This is a genomic window from uncultured Microbacterium sp., from assembly GCF_963521695.1.
In the GTDB taxonomy this organism is placed as follows: Bacteria; Actinomycetota; Actinomycetes; order Actinomycetales; family Microbacteriaceae; genus Microbacterium.
This window is the reverse complement of record NZ_CAUQWC010000058.1, coordinates 1-16,360: the sequence shown is the minus strand read 5'-3', so window position 1 is coordinate 16,360 and position 16,360 is coordinate 1. Positions and strand designations below refer to the sequence as shown.

The following is a 16,360-nucleotide window of genomic DNA, read 5'->3' as shown; positions in this document are numbered from 1 at the left end:
CTTCCTGCACCTCGCGCAGGTGCTCCTCGCCGCGCAGCGACTCGGCGTACAGCTTGTACACGTCTTCGGTGCCCGAGGGGCGGGCGGCGAACCAGGCCGACTCGGTCTGCACCTTCAGGCCGCCGATCGCAGCGCCGTTGCCGGGCGCGTGCGACAGCTTGGCCGTGATCGTCTCACCCGCGAGCTCGGTGGCCGAGACGGCATCCGGAGACAGCTTCGACAGAGCCGACTTCTGCGCGGGCGTGGCCGCCGCGTCGACGCGCTGATAGGCCGAGGCGCCGAACTCCGCCTCGAGCTCCGCGTAGCGCTGCGAGGGCGTCTTGCCGGTGACGGCGAGGATCTCGGCCGCGAGCAGACAGAGCAGGATGCCATCTTTGTCGGTGGTCCAGACCGAGCCGTCCTTGCGCAGGAACGACGCACCGGCGGACTCCTCGCCACCGAACGCGACCGAGCCGTCGAGGAGACCCGGCACGAACCACTTGAAGCCGACCGGAACCTCTAGCAGCGTCTTGCCGAGCGACGCGGCGACGCGGTCGATGATCATCGACGACACGAGGGTCTTGCCGATCGCGGCATTCGTCGGCCATCCCTCGCGGTGAGAGAACAGGTAGTCGATCGCGACGGCGAGGTAATGGTTGGGGTTCATCAGCCCCGCGTCGGGGGTGACGATGCCGTGGCGGTCGGCGTCGGCGTCGTTGCCGGTGAGGATGTCGTACTCGTCGCGCGCGGCGACCAGCGAGGCCATGGCCGAGGGCGAGGAGGGATCCATGCGGATCTTCTCATCCCAGTCGAGCGTCATGAACTTCCATGTCGGGTCGACCTCGGGGTTCACGACCGTCAGATCGAGGCCGTACACCTCGGCGATGAGCGCCCAGTACTCCACCGACGCTCCGCCCAGCGGGTCGGCGCCGATGCGCACGCCCGCGCTCTTGATGGCATCCACGTCGATGATGGATGCCAGGTCGCGCACGTACGCGTCGCGGAAGTCGTACTGGCCGAGGCTCTCGAGGTCGATCTCGGTCTGCGGTGTGCGATTCACTCCCGCGAGGCCGGCGGCGATGAGCTCGTTCGCGCGGTCGGCGATCCAGCCGGTCGCGTCGGTGTCGGCGGGTCCACCGTGCGGCGGGTTGTACTTGAATCCGCCGTCGCGCGGCGGATTGTGAGAGGGGGTGACGACGATGCCGTCGGCGCGACCGGCGTCGTCGATCGAGCGCCCCTTGTTGTAGGTCAGGATGGCGTGACTGAGCGCCGGCGTCGGCACCCAGGCGTCGCGGGAGTCGACGCGCACGTCGACGCCGTTCGCGACCAGCACCTCGACGGCGCTGCGCTCTGCGGGCAGCGACAGACCGTGGGTGTCGCGACCGAGGAAGAGCGGTCCCGTGATCCCCTGCGCGGCGCGATAGTCGACGATGGCCTGCGTCGTGGCGAGGATGTGGTCCTCGTTGAAGCTCGTGCTCAGCGACGACCCTCGGTGACCGCTGGTACCGAACGCGACGCGCTGCTCGGGCACCGCGGCATCCGGTTTGCGGTCGTAGTACGCCGAGATCAGTTCGTCGATGTCGATGAGATCGGATGCCTCTGCGGGCTGCCCTGCGCGACTGCTCATGCGCCCAGTCTGCCCGCTGCATACGACATGCGCATACGCCGCGTCGTATTCTGCGCGAATCCGTCGCTCGGTGCGGGGCTGGCGCCCGCGGGAGCGGAGGACATTCCGTGGGCGGAGGATGGATTCGGCCGCGGGGTCCTCCGCTCGCCGAATCTCCTCCGCCGGCCGGAGCGAGCCGCGGCGAACCAGCACCCCGCTCGACACCCGCCGTCACTACACTCCGACCATGGGACGTGTGTCGTGGAGGACCCGCTTGGTCGGGATCGGACTTGTCGTGGCGGCGATCGCGGCGATCGTGAAGAAGAAGCCCAGCGCCGTGACCGCGCCGTCGGTCCCCGTTCCCGACAATCCGCTCTGGCGGGGGACGACCAAGCCGGCCCCGGTGCCCGAGCAGAACGTCGTGCTGAGCCTGCCGAAGGACATGTACCGGCACGCCGGTGCGCCCACCGAATGGTGGTGGCACATCGGGACCCTCCGGGCCGGCGACCGCGTGTTCGGCTTCGACATCAACGCCGCGTCCTTCAACGGCCAGCATTTCGGGATGTCGCAGATCTCGCTCAGCGACGTTCAGGGAGGCCGACACTACGAGCGCACGCAGGTATACGGCCCCAAGCCGTTCGGGGTGTTCGACGTCGACACCTGGGCCGAGGGCGACCCGTCGAAGCAGTGGTACGCGCGACTGGGCGATCCTGAGTGGCTCGTCGGCGGGTTCAGCGTCACCGACACGGGCTCCGGCTACACCGAGGCACCGTCCGTCCACTTCGAGGGTGATGGGACCGGGGCCTCCGCCATCGCCATCCTCGACGACAAGGGCGGAGTGACCCAGATCATCCTGCTCAGACCGGGTTCGGGATACACGACGACACCGACCGTGACCCTCGTCGGCGGCGGGGGCTCGGGAGCTGCCGCCGTGGCTGTACGCCATTCCGTCGTCATGACGGCACCCCAGGCGGATCCGACGCGCGACATCTCGGTGAGGGCGATCCTCCAGGATGCCAAGACACTCGACGAGGTCGAGTTCGACCTGACGCTGTCGCAGCAGGGCCGGCCGATGTTCATCTTCGGCACGGGCGTGGAACCGAGCGCGAAGACGCAGAGCCTGCAGAAGGACAACTACTACTTCTCGTTCACCCGGCTGAAGGCATCCGGCACCGTCCGTTTCGGGGGCGAGACGCACGCCGTCACCGGCACGACCTGGATGGACCACGAGTACGGATACTTCGGCGGCAACTCGGCGGACACCCGCGTGCGGTGGCTGCTGCAGGACATCCAGCTCGACAACGGGTACACCATGTCGACGGCCGGCATGATCGGGGAGGGCTACAAGCCCGAGATCGACGTCTCGGTCGACGCGTTCGCGACGATCCAGGACCCGGACGGCGAGACCTTCTACGTCGCCAGTACCATCACCCCGGTCGGCGAGTTGTGGACGAGCCCCTCGACGGGCAACAGCTACGCGCAACGATTCCGCGTGGAGATCCCGTCGTTCGACGCCGACATCCTCGTGTCGACGCGGCTTCAGGACCAGGAGTTCTCCGCCAGCGGCGCCCCGATCTACGAGGGCACCGCCGAACCGACGGGCACCTTCCTCGGCGAGCGCGTCTCGGGAGACGCGTGGATCGAGCAAGCCTTCTGAGTGCTCCGTCGACATCGCCGGGAGGGCGGCGGCGTCCGGGTCCCGGCGCACTAGGCTGAGCCGGTGCTGCCCGAAACGGAACACCCGCCCGCCCGCCGTACCTACAGCTACCTGGGACCGGCGGGAACCTTCACCGAGGCCGCGCTCGCCCAGGTGCCCGAGGCCCGTGATCAGATCTGGCGGCCCGTGCGAAACGTTGGCGAGGCGCTCGCCGACGTCGTCGAAGGGCGGTCGGATGCCGCGATGATCGCGATCGAGAACTCCGTCGACGGTGGCGTCTCGACGGCGCAGGACGCCTTGGCCACGGTTCCGGGTCTGCGCATCGTCGGCGAGTACCTCGTACCGGTGAACTTCGTGCTGGTGGGCCGCCCCGGAGCGACGCTCGCCGATGTCTCCCTCGTCGCCGCGCACCCCGTCGCCTACGGGCAGTGCCTCGGCTGGCTGAGCGAGAACGTCCCCGCCCACGCTCATCTGCCCGCCGAGAGCAACGTCGCCAGCGCGCTGGGCGTGCTCGACGGCACGAGCGCCGCGGATGCCGCGATCGCCGCCCCCGGCATCGTCGCCCATCACGACCTCACGGTGCTGGCCGAGAACATCGGCGACAACCCCAACGCGGTGACGCGCTTCGTGCTCGTGAGCCGCACCGTGGCGCCCGCGCCCCCGACCGGCGCCGACAAGACCTCGCTCATCGTTGAGCTGCCCGAGGACCACCCGGGCGCCCTCTTGGAACTGCTGGAGCAGTTCGCCACGCGGGGCATCAACCTGAGCCTGCTGGCATCCCGCCCCATCGGCGACGCCCTCGGCCGGTACCGCTTCGTCATCGACGCCGATGGTCACGTTCTCGACGAGCGCATGGCAGACGCGCTGCTGGGCCTTCGTCGGTTCAGCCCGAAAGTCATCTTCCTGGGGTCGTACGCCCGCGCAGACCGCGCGATCGTGCGCTACCCCCAGCGCTACAGCGACGACGTGTTCGTCGAGGCGCGCGACTGGCTGTGGGGACTCCTGAGCGGCGAGCCCGAGGCCTGACTCGGCTTCGTCCCGCGCAAGGTCCCCGATCCTGTCGACGCGAGGTCCCTCAGCCTGTCGAAGGGACCGGGGGCCCCTCCGTGAGCGTCAGGCCGCGACGGTAGCCGGAGCCGCGATCAGCTCGAGCGTCTGCACCCGACCCTCGGAGCCCTCGCCGTCGTACGCCCCGGCAACCGGCGACACCATGATCTCGTCGACGCCGTGCTGCGCGGCGAAGGCGGCGAGCTGACCCTGCACGTCGTCGCCCGTCCCGACGAACCACTTGCTGCGCGTCGAGGCCATCAGCGAGTCGGCCATCGCGTCGAACGGCTCGGCCTGAGCCTGCTCGATCGTCTCCAGCGGCACCATCGGGCGGTTCGTGCGCAGGCGCGCCATCATGCGCAGCTGCGGTAGAGCCCGTTCTTCGGCCTCTTCCGCGGTCGGGGCGGCGACGACGTTCGCGGTGACGAACGTGCGCGGGCCCTCGCCCGAGTCATTGGGAACGAACTGGTCGCGGTACAGCCGCAGCGCGTGCTCGAGCCCCTCGCCGGAGAAGTGGTTGGCGAAAACGTACGGCAGGCCGAAGCTCGCGGCGAGCTGCGCGGAGTAATCGCTTGATCCGAGCAGCCACACCTGCGGCATCCCGGATGCCGAGGGCGTCGCCTTCACCTGGTACTCGGTGCCGGAGGTGAACCGCACGGTCGCGCCCTCGGGCGAGGTGAGCGCCATGATGTCGGTCACGTGGTCGGCGAATCGCGAAACGTCGCTCGTGGTGCCCGACCGGTTCAGCAGCTGCGTGATCACGGGGTCGCTGCCGGGCGCGCGGCCGATTCCGAGGTCGATCCGCCCCGGAGCGAGGGCCTCGAGCGCGGCGAACTGCTCCGCGACGATCAGCGGCGAGTGGTTCGGCAGCATGACCCCACCCGAGCCGACGCGGATGCGCGAAGTGCGCGCGGCGGCCGCGGCGATCAAGACCGGGGGAGAGGTGGATGCCACGGACGGCATGTTGTGGTGCTCGGCGAACCAGTAGCGGCGGTATCCGAGGCGGTCGGCGCGCTCGACGAGATCGAGGGCCGCACTCACCGCCTGCACACTGGTCTGCCCGTGGCGCACGGGCACGAGGTCGAGAACGGAGAGGGTGGGGATCGCGTCGTTCACCTCGTCAGGAACGTCCGGGTCGCGGGTGGTATTCCTGCGGGCCCCTCCGTCCCGGCCCGCAGGCCCCGCGCACCCCCCCCTGCACCGGGACACGGGCGTCGCGCGCCGCGGGCCGACACTCCGCTCCGACGGTGACGAGACACCCAGCTTCCTCCCAGGAAAAAGCCGTGACGAACCGTGTTCCGCGTGCGTCTTACCTATGACATCGCGGGACACACGGTCCCGGTACGACGGAAGGAAGCGAACATGGCCGAGAACACCACCACCGCCACCCCCACCACCTCCACGAAGGACGGCGGCTCGACCGTCATCGTCGACGCCGTCGTCGCCAAGGTCGCCGGCATCGCCGCGGCTGAGGTTCCCGGCGTCCACGCCCTCGGTGGCGGCGCCGCTCGCGTCATCGGCAACATCCGCCAGGCCGTCGGTGCGAAGGACCACGCGCAGGGCGTGAGCGTCGAGGTGGGCGAGACCGAGGTCGCCGCCGACATCTCCATCCAGGTCGACTACCCCGAGCAGCTGCAGCGTGTCGCATCGAACGTCCGCGCAGCCGTTCACCAGGCCATCACCGAGCTCGTGGGCATGAAGGTCGCCGAGATCAACGTGACCGTGGTCGACGTCTTCATCCCCGGCGACGACGACGACGAGGACACGGTCGAAGACAACCGCGTCAACTGACATCCGTTCCGAGAGGGGCGTCACCGAGAGGTGGCGCCCCTCTCGCGTGTCCGGGTGCCGCGGCGCTCGGCGGACCTCGCGGTGACGATCAGCCCGGTGCGCGTACTGCGGCGCTCGACTCCGCGGCGCGACAACGGCCCTGCCGCAACGTGCGGAAGACGGCGCTCAGCCGCCGTGACGCACCTGTGCGTAGGCGTCGAGCGCGCGCTTGCGCGTCTCGCCGAGGTCCACCATCGGCTCCGGCGGGTTCTCACCGAGGTACTCGGGTGCCCACTCGCGCACGTACCGGTCGTGCGAGTCGAACTTCTTGCGCTGCGTCTCCGGATTGAACACGCGGAAGTACGGGGCGGCGTCCGCGCCGGACCCCGCGACCCACTGCCAGTTGAACGGGTTGCTCGCGGCATCCGCGTCCACCAGGCAATCCCAGAACCACTGCTCGCCGTGGCGCCAGTCGATGAGCAGGTTCTTGATGAGGAAGGATGCCGTGACCATGCGCACCCGGTTGTGCATGACGCCGGTGTGCCAGAGCTGACGCATCCCGGCATCCACCACGGCGACGCCGGTCTTGCCCTGCTGCCACGTCTCCAGGTGCGCGCGGTTCAAATCCGGCCAGGGGAAGGCGTCGAAGTTGCGTCGCCAGTTCGCGGTCGCGATGTCGGGGGAGTGGTAGGTCACGTGCCACGCGAACTCCCGCCAGACGAGCTCGGAGAGGAACCCTCCTGCGCTCTTCGCGTGCTCTCCCGATCCCTTGTGCTGGAGGGTGTCGTGCCAGACCTGGTACGGGCTGAGCTCGCCCCATCGCAGCCGCGGCGAGAGATTCGAGGTCGCGCCGCCCGCGAACTCGTCGCGATAGGTCGAGTAGTCGCCGAGGTCGTCGTCGAGGAATTCCTTCAGGCGCGCCTTGGCCGCGGGTTCGCCCGGCTCCCACGTCTCCCGCAGGCCTCCGGCCCAGTCGGGCTTCGTCGGCAGCAGGTCCCACGCGCCGAGGTCGTCGCCGTCGACGCGGCCGTCGAAGCCGGGAATCTTCCGCGCTTCCGGCAGGGGCGGTCGCGGCGCGGGAAGCTTCTGCACGGCGCGGGCGAAGGGGCTGTAGACGCCGTACGGGTTGCCGGTCTGCGTCCGCACGGTCCACGGCTCGTAGAGCAGGTTGGCGGCGAACGACGCGACGGTCCGGCCGTCGTTCCGCAGATTCTCCTTGAGCCCCGCGTCGATCTCGCGCTCGACCCCGCCGTAACGTCGGTTCCAGAACACGGCGCCGGCATCGACCTCGTCGGCCACGGCGGCCACCACCTCGGACGCCTTGCCTCGGCGCAGCACGAGCGTGGAGCCCCGTTCATCGAGGCGTGCGGCGAGGGATGCCAGAGACCCGTGCAGCCACCACCGCGCCGCCCCACCGATCAGGCGCACCCCGTCGGATTCCTCGTCCAGCACGTACAGCGCCACGATCGGTTCGTCGCGGTCGAGCGCCGCGCGCAGGGCCGGATTGTCGGTGAGACGGAGATCGTCACGGAACCACACGATCGAGGGCGATGGCATCCCTCGACGCTATCCGCCGCGGCATCCGCGCCTCCGGGCTTGACACCCACCCGCCAGCGCCCGCCTCGGCCCGCCCGCGCCCGGCGAAACCGCACACGTTCGTCGAGCCCGCACCCGCCGGGCGTCGAACGCCTGCGTCCCCGACGAGCGCGTGCGTTCTCGACGAGGGGTCGCGCAGGTCAGAGCGTCGAGACGTCGTGCCCCTTGGGCAGCGCCACGGAGAGACCTCCGGCGATGATGCGCGTGTAGATGCGTGTCGCCTCGCCGAACTCGTCGCCGTCCAGCTCGATCGGCTGCGCGGGAGACGTCGCCAACTCGATGCCCGTGCCGCGCAGGTAGCGCACAGAGGTGTCCTTGCGGCGTTCGAGCACGCGGCGCCCCGCGCGGAACTTGCGCAGGACGGAGTTGTCCCAGACGATGCTCCGCCAGACACCCAACCAGCCCAGCACGCCGCTCGGCTGGAGGATGGCCACGTCGAGTCGGCCGTCGGCGACGGAGGCGTCGGGGATCAGCGCCACGCCGCCCTGCAGGGCGCCGCAGTTCGCGAACAGCACGCTCTGCACCTTCGCCGAGTGCAGGCGGTGTCCGTTGAGCTGGTACATGACGCGGAAGGGCTTCGCCGAGACGAGCGACCGCGCTGCTCCGTCGACGTACGCGACCCAGCCGACCTGCTTCTTCAGGTCGTCACGCGTGTTCTGGATCATCGCGGCGTCCAGGCCGATGCCGGCCATGACCGAGAACCCGTGCTCCTCGATCTCGCCGTCGGCCCGACGGATGCGGGCGAGTCCGGTGTCGATGGGGAGGATGTCGCCGTCGAAGGTGGCGCGGATCATCGCGTCGGTGTCGCTCAGCGGAAGGTTCAGGTTGCGGGCGAGAAGGTTCCCGGTGCCGCTCGGCACGATCGTGAGGGGGACGCCCGAGGAGGTCAGCGCCTCGGCCACTGCGCGAACCGTGCCGTCGCCGCCGGCTACGACAACGGCATCCACTTTCTCTTCGAGGGCGGCGCGCGTCGAGTCGTCGCCGAGGTCGTCGACGGTCGTCTCGTAGAACAGAGGCTCGGCCCAGCCCGCCGCGGCGGCCATCTCGGCCACGCGCGCACGCAGCTGCTCAGGCTCGACCTTGGTGGGGTTGTAGATCAGCGCGGCGCGCTTCTTCGTGGTGGACTCGGCGTCGATGGGTGCCTCGTCGCCGTCCGCCGAGACGCGCTGGGCCTCGCCGGAGCTCTCGTCCGAGGTGTCTGGCGCCACATCTTCGGGCTGGTGGATGACGTCGTCGGGCTCGGCCGCGTCCTTGGGATCGGGAGCGTCCTTACGGGGGTGGTCGTCGACGTCGTCACCGAGTCGAGCGGCGTGGAAGTCGTCGCTCGAACCTTCGGCCGCAGCGGCATCCGCCTTCACCTCGGCGGGAGCGTCGGCGGGGATGGATGAGGGGGACTCCGCGTCGTCACGCGGCTCGTCAGGGGCGGCCATGGCATCCACCATAGGACCGGCACCACTGGCACGATCGGCCGAGCGGGCGGGCTTGACGGGGGGATGCCGGAGCGACATGCGCCGCGCGGACGGGGCCGTCGTTCCGCGGCTGCGTCCGATGGGTGGCGGCTCCGCCCGACGAAGCGATGTCGGATGCCGACCATAGTATGGACGCGTGATCGACCTGACTCTGCTGCGTGAAGATCCCGAGCTCGTGAAGCGCTCCCAGATCGCCCGTGGGGAATCGCCCGCGTCGGTCGACGATGCGCTCGACGCCGATCGCCGTCGCCGCAAGGCCATCACGGACTTCGAAGAGCTCCGTGCCGCGCAGAACGCGCACGGCAAGCGCGTCGCGCAAGCGCCGAAAGAAGAGAAGGCCGCCCTCGTGGCCGAGGCGAAGCAGCTGAGCGAGCAGGTCAAGTCGGCGCAGCACACCGTGGGCGAGGCCGAAGCCGCCGCGGATGCGGCGCTGGCGAGGATCGAGAACATCATCGTCGAGGGCGTGCCCGCCGGCGGCGAAGAGAACTTCGTCACCCTCCGCACCCACGGCGAGATCCCCGCGTACGACTTCGAGCCGCTCGATCATCTCGCCCTCGGCGAGAAGCTGGGCGCGATCGACATGGAGCGTGGCACCAAGGTGTCGGGGAGTCGCTTCTATTTCCTCACCGGCATCGGCGCGCGCCTCGAGCTCGCGCTCATGACCCTCGCGCTCGACCGGGCCTTGCAGGCCGGATTCACCCCGATGATCCCCCCGACGCTCGTGCGTCCCGAGGTCATGCGCGGCACCGGCTTCCTCGGCCAGCACGCCGACGAGGTGTACCACCTTCCGAAGGAAGACCTCTATCTGGTGGGCACGAGCGAGGTCCCGCTCGCCGGTTACCACATGGACGAGATCCTCGACTTCGAGCGGGGGCCGAAGCGCTACGCCGGGTGGTCCACGTGCTACCGCAGCGAGGCCGGCTCTTACGGAAAAGACACTCGCGGCATCATTCGGGTGCACCAGTTCAACAAGCTCGAGATGTTCGTCTATATCGATCCAGCCGAGGCCGAGGCCGAGCACGACCGCCTCGTCGCGATGCAAGAGGCCATGCTGCAAGACCTCGGCCTCGCCTACCGCGTGATCGACGTCGCGGCCGGCGATCTGGGCTCCAGCGCCGCTCGCAAGTTCGACATCGAGGCGTGGGTGCCCACGCAAGACGCCTACCGCGAACTCACCAGCACGTCGAACTGCACGACCTATCAGGCGCGTCGTCTCGAGACCCGGTTCCGGCCCGAGGGTGGGGGCAAGACCCAGCCCGTCGCGACCTTGAACGGCACGCTCGCGACGACCCGCTGGATCGTCGCCCTGCTCGAGACGCACCAGCGCGTGGACGGGTCGGTCATGGTGCCCGAGGTGTTGCGGCCGTACCTGGGTGGACTCGAGGTCATGGAGCCGGTCGCGTGAGCCACGAGGCGGCTCTCCCCGACACCGGCGCCGTCGAGAGCGCGCCGCGGCAGGAGGCGGCCGACGTCGTCGCTTCCCTCGCCGACGACGCGCCCGCCGGGCGCATGTTGATCGCGCTCGACATCGACGGCACCGTGCTGCTCGAAGACGACACTCTCAGTCCCGGGGTCGTTGACGCAGTGAAAGACGCCGCCGCGGCCGGGCACGAGGTCATGCTGGCCACCGGCCGCAGCTGGGACAGCACCCACACGATCATGGATCGTCTCGGTATCCGTCCCGAATACGCAGTGTGCTCGAACGGGGCGGTCGTGATGCGCCGGGTGGGCGACGAACACGCGGCGACGTACGAGCGCACGCACGTCGAGACCTTCGACCCCACCGAGGTTCTCGCTCTGCTGGGGGAGCACCTCGGTGGCGCGCACTTCCTGGTCGAGCTGCCCGACGGCACGCGGCTGTTCACCGACTATCTCGACGACTGGAATCTCGTCGGCGCCAACAGGGTGCCGTTCGAGCGTCTGTCGGATCAGCCGGTCTGCCGTGTCGTGGTGGTCGCTCCTGAGCAGACCGACCAGGACTTCCTGCAGCTCGTCGAGCGCATCGGCCTCAGCCAGGTGTCGTACGCGATCGGCTGGACGGCGTGGCTCGACATCGCCCCGCAGGGCGTCGACAAATCGACGGCGCTCGAACGCGTACGCGCGTGGCTCGGCATCGAGCCCGACCGCGTGCTCGTAATGGGCGACGGCCGCAACGACATCGAGATGATGCGGTGGGCGGTTCGCAACGGCGGCCGCGCCATCGCGATGCACCAGGGTCCGCCCGAGGTGCACGCCGCAGCAGGCGAAGTGGGCCTGTCGGTCAGCGAGGGCGGAGTGGCCGCGGCGCTCCGCTCGCTCTGATCCACCACGTACGCATCAGGCTTTGAGCGCGCCGGAAGGGGTGGCCGCGCTACACGTGCGCGAGACGAGCCGCACGGTGCTCGACGACGCGTGACGCCTCCCACGCCACGAGCCCGACCGGCGGCAGCAGCAGCAGCGCGACCGCCCATGTGGCCTTGAGACCGGGCGCGGAGTACCGGTCCCGCACGGCGACGACGGTGGCGAAGATGGATGCCGCGTAGACGAGCGCGAAGACGGCCAGAACGATCTGCGCTGACAGGGGGTGACGAGCATGATGACCTCCTCATCTCAGACGGCCCGGCGGGTCGTGGGGGTGATGTTCTCGGTCTACGCCGGTCCTCGGTGCGCGTCCAGGGTGCGGCACCTGTCCTGGGCAGATCGATAGTCCGGTCGTACCCTTCGCCCAGACGGGTGGTGGACAGGGCCCCTCGGGCGCTCCGCTTCGGGCATCTGCCGCACTCGTCGGACGCGACTTCGCGCCCCCGTCCGCCAGGGCGGCCACGTCGATCTCAGCCGATCGTCGACAACCGGAGGTTGTCCGACCCCTCCGGGCTCCCGAATAGGGGAGCGCAGTTCGCGTCGATCGTGACGGGGGTGTCGTGCGCGCCCGGGGTGTGTCGTAGCTCGAGGGGACCGAGGTCGCCCTCGGGCAACTGGACCGTGTAGGACACAGTGCGCGCTTCCCCCTCGGCGAGCAGCAGCGTCCGACTCTCGGCGGGGTTGTCGTGGTCGGACCCGGAGCGGTCGTGGAATCGCGGGTCCCACCAGTCGCCGATCTCGGGCGTGGTCGACAGGATCTCACCCCCGGGTGGGGCGAAGAACAGCACGTCGAGCATCATCGTCCTCTGGTCGATTCCGCGCTCGATGTTGCGCAGGCCCAGGGTGTAGCCACTCATGATGGCATCCGTGATCGTGCTCTGCAGATCCATCGAGACCGTCATCGTGCGACGGTCGGCATCGCAGGTGGCTCGCTGCGAGAAGGTGAGGTGGTACTCGAGCTTTCCGATGGAGTAGTCGTTGAAATAGATCCCGAGCTGGGTGGCTTCGGCGTTGTCCTCGCGCAGCGTCCCGTCGAGGCCGTACTGGTGGGCGAGGTCTTGGAGCGAGGCATCGTCGAACCAGGCGAGGATGCGTCCCTCCTCCGCGCTGCGCACGACCTGCGACCACATCGCGCCGATGTCCCCCCGGCTGCTGGTGAGCTTGGCGAACATCCCGGCGCTGACCTCGTTGAAGTACGCGTCCATCGCGGCATTGTCCATGCCGAAGCGTTCGTACGGTTCGCTCATCAGGACGGATGCCGCTTTGCCGGAATCGACGACTTCGCCCGAGGCGAGCGTCAGGGGGCCGGTGGCCTCGAGCAGGTGTGCGAGCACGATGGGGTCGATGGAGATGACACCGTCGAAGCGTGGTTTCTCGGTCCATTCACGAGTGGTCTGGAAGAGTTCGACCGCGGTCGGGAAGTGCGGGCTCATGTTGAAGTTCGACGACCAGTTGGTCAGCTCCGCGGGGTAGAGCTCGCGCGTCTCGTCGGCGAGTCGGAGGAGCGAGCCGTTCTCCGTGTCGAAACCCCGGGCGGGCAGGTCCACGTACATCAGTTCCGTGCCCGTGTCCTGACTGAGGAGGTCGACTCTGCCGCCGTCGACCTGCAGCACCAGCCACTGCGCGACCCCGCCGCCGGTCGCGCGGATCTCGGCGGGGGTCTGGATCATCAGTTGGTACAGCATCGGCCGGTCGGCACCGGCGGCGTGGAGGAGCGCGGGCAGGTGCTGCTCGACGGTCTGCAGGATCGGGGTGGCCTGCGTGATGAGGCCCACGAGTTCGTCCACGGGTTCCGAGATCTGCGGGACGACGTCGGTCCGGTCCATCGCCGCGGCGATGCGCGTCGCCTCGTCGAACGAGGCCAGCACCGTGGGGATGACGGTGCCGGCGTTGAGGAACGGCTTCAGATTGATCGCCTGTGCGTCGGTGCCCTCGCTCGACGCCGACATCATGTCCAGGACGGGAGGCAGCGTCTGCGAGGTGAGTGTGTAGGCGATGTCGGTGACGGAGCGCACCGCGAGCACGTTGTTCCGGGCCGCCGGGACCTGCGCGGCGAGGTCCCACAGCGGTCCCTCCGTCGTCTCGTGGGCGCGCTGCGCCCGGGCGACGATGTCGTTGCCGGATTGCTCGATCCCATCGACGTCGCCGCGCGCGGCAGCGCCGACGAGCAGCGACGACTGCTCCATCGCCGCCTCGAGGTCGTCGCGCACCTGGGTCACCTGCCACGCGAAGATCCCCGCGGTCGCGAGCGCGACGATCGCGACGACCAGGAGGGGACCGCCGATGGCCGGCAGCACGATGGATGCCCGGCGGCGCCGCTTCTGCGCCGCCGTCTCGGCGGAGGCGTGGCGCGCGAGAGGCTGCCGGGGTGTCAGGGGGTCTGCGACGATACGCCGGCGACCGCGGGTGGCGGAACGGGTGGCGGGCGACGACTCCGAGATCACGGCCCGAGGATACGGGGATCACATGACCTGCCGCTCATAACCGGTGAACGTGTCGGTGAACTCCGACAGACCCTCTCAGTGCCCCCACGCCTCGCGCACCGCCGCGCGCCGCGTCCGCCCGTCGGGCCGGTCGAGCTCGCGCCGGCTGCGCTCGTATGCCGCGCGCGCGGCGTCCTGGAACGCCCCGGCGCGAGCGGGGTCGGTCGCCGCGAGGGAGGCGAGGCATTTCTGTAGCCGTATCTGCACCTCGATCATCGTGGCCCCATCGCGTGCGAGAGGGCGGAATCCATCGTCGAGAAGGTCGGACAGGCGGGGCGCGGCGACGTACACCCGCTCGTACTCCACCTCGGGGCGGGCGTCTACGCGCAACGCCCTCGTCAGGACGCGCTGAAGAGCGGCGAGTACCTCGATCGCGGTGCCGGGGTCGTTCGTCGAAGGGGACAGCGCGCGGCTGCCGATCTCGCTCAGGGCGATCACACCGAACCGGGGATCCTGCTCGTACGTGCGATGGTTCTCGACGCGGAACGCACGCCGGACACCGGCCACGACGTCTTGGTCGACGTCGCCGACGACCTCAGCCAGGGGCAACCGGGCGTCGGTGATACGTCCGGGGGTCGCCCGAACGTGGATGTCGATGTCGTGCCGGTGCGTCAGATGGTCGAGCCCGGCGACGTCGATGTGCGTGACGTACCCCACGTCTTCGGCGTGCACCGCGGCGGTGACCGGGGGGACGGCGACGGCGGGGCGCGCGCCCAAGGTCGGCGATTCCGCGTGCCGCTCGAGGGAGGCTCCGGCGGCCGTCTCGACGCGGTCGATGACGTCGGCCATTCTGCCGAACGTCGACAGGTGGGAGATCCACCGCAACAGGGTGAACACGACGATGCCGATGATCACGAGCGTGGCGACGAAGAGAATGGTGCGTCCCTGGCCGCCGTAGTAACCCGTGGAGAGGGCGATGATGCCGACGAGCGAGAACGTGAAGGCGCCGACGAACGTCGACACGGCGTTCTGCGACGTCGGGTCGGCGATCAGCAGCTGTGTCGACCGGGGAGTCGCGGTCGTGGTCGCCGCCGAGAAGGCGGTGACCATGGCCGTCACCGAGAAGGTGCTGACGGTGAGCATGGCGGTGGCGATGATCTCCAGGATCGAGCCGACGGCGTCGCCCGCCAGATCGATGCTGAACGAGAACGGCAGGAGCGGTCCGATGAACCGCGCCACCAGCACCACCAGCACGGCGATCACGGTGAACGACGCCGCCCGCACCCACACCTGTCTTCCGAGTCGGAGGAAGAAGGATGCCAGGGAGCTGCGCGTCGATGTGGCCATTCCGCCGAGGCTATCCCCACGGATGCCTGGCGGTTGAGGGCTGGACGGCCGGGGGATGGGCGTCCTCCCGCCCGACACGTCGGCGAAATGTCGCGCAACTTGTCGGACATGTTGAACTGTCAAGGTCTGAACACCCCCGTCGATCGGATGCCCAGACCCCCGAGGCTGACGATCGTCTCCGTCTCTGCCCGAGGAGCCCTGCACGCGCATGCCCACGACCACATCTGCCCGCCGATCGAGGATGCGCCGTTTCGGCGCCTCCCTCGTGGCGAGCCTCGCCCTCATCGGGCCGCTCGCCGTCGCATCCGCGGCACACGCCGCCCCACCGACCGCCGTCCTCACCGTAGAGGTTGCTCCGGCGACCGCCGCGGTGGGGGACACCGTCGTCGTGACCGTTCGCGGGTCGGGTGTCACCGACCTGTACGCCTATGACCTCGTGCTGTCCGCCGACGATCTCCTCCTCGAGCCGACGGGCGACGCCCCGACAGGACCGGAGGGGGGCTACACCTCCGCCGTGGCCGCGCCAGGTGAGGTGACGATCAGCCACTCGCGTCTCGGCACATCGCCCGGTCTGTCGAGCACCGGCCAGATCGTCCTCGCGAGCGTGCCCGTGCGCGTGCTCGCTGTCGGTACGGCGCGTATCGAGCTCTCGGCCGCGCGCCTGGTCTCGTCGACGGGAGAGGTGAAGACGAACGCCTCCGGGGCGTCGACCTCGCTCTCCATCACCGCGACCCCCTCGCCGTCGCCGACCGCGACACCCGCGCCGACCGCCAGCGCGACGCCGGCACCCACATCGACCGCGACGCCCACATCGACCCCGACCACGACGTCCACCCCGACGGCATCCGCGTCGCCGTCGCCGACCGGTTCGGCCGCCGCCGCTCCCGGAGGATCGGACCTCGCGACCACCGGTGTCGACGCGGCCGCCTGGCTGACATCCGGCGCCGTCGGTGTCGTGCTCCTCGCCGCCGGGGCTCTTCTCGTCGCCCGTCGCCGTCAGGGGGTGCGCGAATGAACGCCCGCACCTCGCCCGGTCCGGCCCGCGAAGGATTCGTCATGACCCCCCTCGCCCGACGTGCTCTCGCCGTCGCGGCCGCCCTCGGCGTCGTCGCGGCCGGGTCGCTGG

Annotated in this window: 13 protein-coding genes; 6 read left to right on the top strand and 7 right to left on the bottom strand. The window is 69.7% G+C overall.

The window, feature by feature from the left end; genetic code table 11:
- The coding region (gene pgm, locus RWP81_RS06445; protein ID WP_314453756.1) for a phosphoglucomutase (alpha-D-glucose-1,6-bisphosphate-dependent) at positions 1-1,606 on the bottom strand (1,606 nt) is incomplete at its 3' end.
- Positions 1,607-1,832: 226 nt separating this feature from the next.
- Between pgm and RWP81_RS06440 the strand changes: the two genes are divergently transcribed.
- Together RWP81_RS06440 and pheA are read left to right on the top strand one after the other, a co-directional pair.
- Complete coding sequence (locus RWP81_RS06440; RefSeq protein WP_314453753.1) at positions 1,833-3,242, top strand: lipocalin-like domain-containing protein; 1,410 nt, start codon at positions 1,833-1,835, stop codon at positions 3,240-3,242.
- A 63-nt stretch (positions 3,243-3,305) separates the two neighbouring features.
- Positions 3,306-4,268 carry a prephenate dehydratase gene (pheA, locus tag RWP81_RS06435; RefSeq protein ID WP_314453750.1) on the top strand — a complete coding sequence of 321 codons (963 nt, stop codon included), beginning with the start codon at positions 3,306-3,308 and terminating at the stop codon, positions 4,266-4,268.
- 87 nt (positions 4,269-4,355) lie between these two features.
- On the opposite strand, the gene RWP81_RS06430 is transcribed toward pheA, so the two are convergent.
- Complete coding sequence (locus tag RWP81_RS06430; RefSeq protein WP_314453747.1) at positions 4,356-5,405, bottom strand: LLM class flavin-dependent oxidoreductase; 1,050 nt, start codon at positions 5,403-5,405, stop codon at positions 4,356-4,358.
- Positions 5,406-5,651: 246 nt separating this feature from the next.
- On the opposite strand from RWP81_RS06430, the gene RWP81_RS06425 reads away from it, so the two are divergent.
- A complete protein-coding gene (locus tag RWP81_RS06425; RefSeq protein ID WP_314453744.1) occupies positions 5,652-6,080 on the top strand; it encodes an Asp23/Gls24 family envelope stress response protein in 429 nt (142 codons plus the stop codon).
- Positions 6,081-6,245: 165 nt separating this feature from the next.
- On the opposite strand, the gene RWP81_RS06420 is transcribed toward RWP81_RS06425, so the two are convergent.
- Together RWP81_RS06420 and RWP81_RS06415 are read right to left on the bottom strand one after the other, a co-directional pair.
- Positions 6,246-7,616 (bottom strand): deoxyribodipyrimidine photo-lyase, encoded by a 1,371-nt coding sequence (locus tag RWP81_RS06420; protein WP_314453741.1) that lies wholly within the window; start codon positions 7,614-7,616, stop codon positions 6,246-6,248.
- A gap of 179 nt (positions 7,617-7,795) precedes the next feature.
- Positions 7,796-9,085, bottom strand: coding sequence for a diacylglycerol kinase family protein (locus RWP81_RS06415; protein WP_314453739.1), 1,290 nt, complete (start codon positions 9,083-9,085; stop codon positions 7,796-7,798).
- Between the two features lie 175 nt (positions 9,086-9,260).
- Here RWP81_RS06415 and serS point away from each other — a divergent pair, with 175 nt between their 5' ends.
- Both serS and RWP81_RS06405 read left to right on the top strand, forming a co-directional pair.
- Positions 9,261-10,529 (top strand): serine--tRNA ligase, encoded by a 1,269-nt coding sequence (gene serS / locus RWP81_RS06410; RefSeq protein ID WP_314453737.1) that lies wholly within the window; start codon positions 9,261-9,263, stop codon positions 10,527-10,529.
- Positions 10,526-11,425 carry an HAD family hydrolase gene (locus RWP81_RS06405; RefSeq protein WP_314453734.1) on the top strand — a complete coding sequence of 300 codons (900 nt, stop codon included), beginning with the start codon at positions 10,526-10,528 and terminating at the stop codon, positions 11,423-11,425. The genes serS and RWP81_RS06405 overlap by 4 nt, the downstream gene beginning before the upstream one ends.
- Positions 11,426-11,474: 49 nt before the next feature.
- Here the strand turns inward: RWP81_RS06405 and RWP81_RS06400 are convergent, their stop codons facing one another.
- From RWP81_RS06400 to RWP81_RS06390, 3 genes are all read right to left on the bottom strand, one after another.
- The gene (locus RWP81_RS06400) at positions 11,475-11,633 is read right to left on the bottom strand and encodes a PLDc N-terminal domain-containing protein (protein WP_399540557.1); all 159 of its coding nucleotides are present in this window, start codon (positions 11,631-11,633) and stop codon (positions 11,475-11,477) included.
- A gap of 301 nt (positions 11,634-11,934) precedes the next feature.
- Positions 11,935-13,908 (bottom strand): DUF4012 domain-containing protein, encoded by a 1,974-nt coding sequence (locus tag RWP81_RS06395; protein ID WP_314453728.1) that lies wholly within the window; start codon positions 13,906-13,908, stop codon positions 11,935-11,937.
- 75 nt (positions 13,909-13,983) lie between these two features.
- Positions 13,984-15,234: a DUF2254 domain-containing protein gene (locus RWP81_RS06390; protein WP_314453726.1), complete on the bottom strand. Its 1,251-nt coding sequence runs from the start codon at positions 15,232-15,234 to the stop codon at positions 13,984-13,986.
- 208 nt (positions 15,235-15,442) lie between these two features.
- On the opposite strand from RWP81_RS06390, the gene RWP81_RS06385 reads away from it, so the two are divergent.
- Entirely contained in the window at positions 15,443-16,249 is an 807-nt protein-coding gene (locus RWP81_RS06385; RefSeq protein ID WP_314453723.1) for a cohesin domain-containing protein, read from the top strand.
- Positions 16,250-16,360 lie beyond the last annotated feature (111 nt).

Coding starts and splice junctions, on each gene's coding strand:
- RWP81_RS06440 (WP_314453753.1), top strand. CDS start 1,833: ATGGGACGTGTGTCGTGGAGGACCCGCTTGGTCGGGATCGGACTTGTC.
- RWP81_RS06425 (WP_314453744.1), top strand. CDS start 5,652: ATGGCCGAGAACACCACCACCGCCACCCCCACCACCTCCACGAAGGAC.
- RWP81_RS06420 (WP_314453741.1), bottom strand. CDS start 7,616: ATGCCATCGCCCTCGATCGTGTGGTTCCGTGACGATCTCCGTCTCACC.
- RWP81_RS06415 (WP_314453739.1), bottom strand. CDS start 9,085: ATGGCCGCCCCTGACGAGCCGCGTGACGACGCGGAGTCCCCCTCATCC.
- RWP81_RS06390 (WP_314453726.1), bottom strand. CDS start 15,234: ATGGCCACATCGACGCGCAGCTCCCTGGCATCCTTCTTCCTCCGACTC.
- RWP81_RS06385 (WP_314453723.1), top strand. CDS start 15,443: ATGCCCACGACCACATCTGCCCGCCGATCGAGGATGCGCCGTTTCGGC.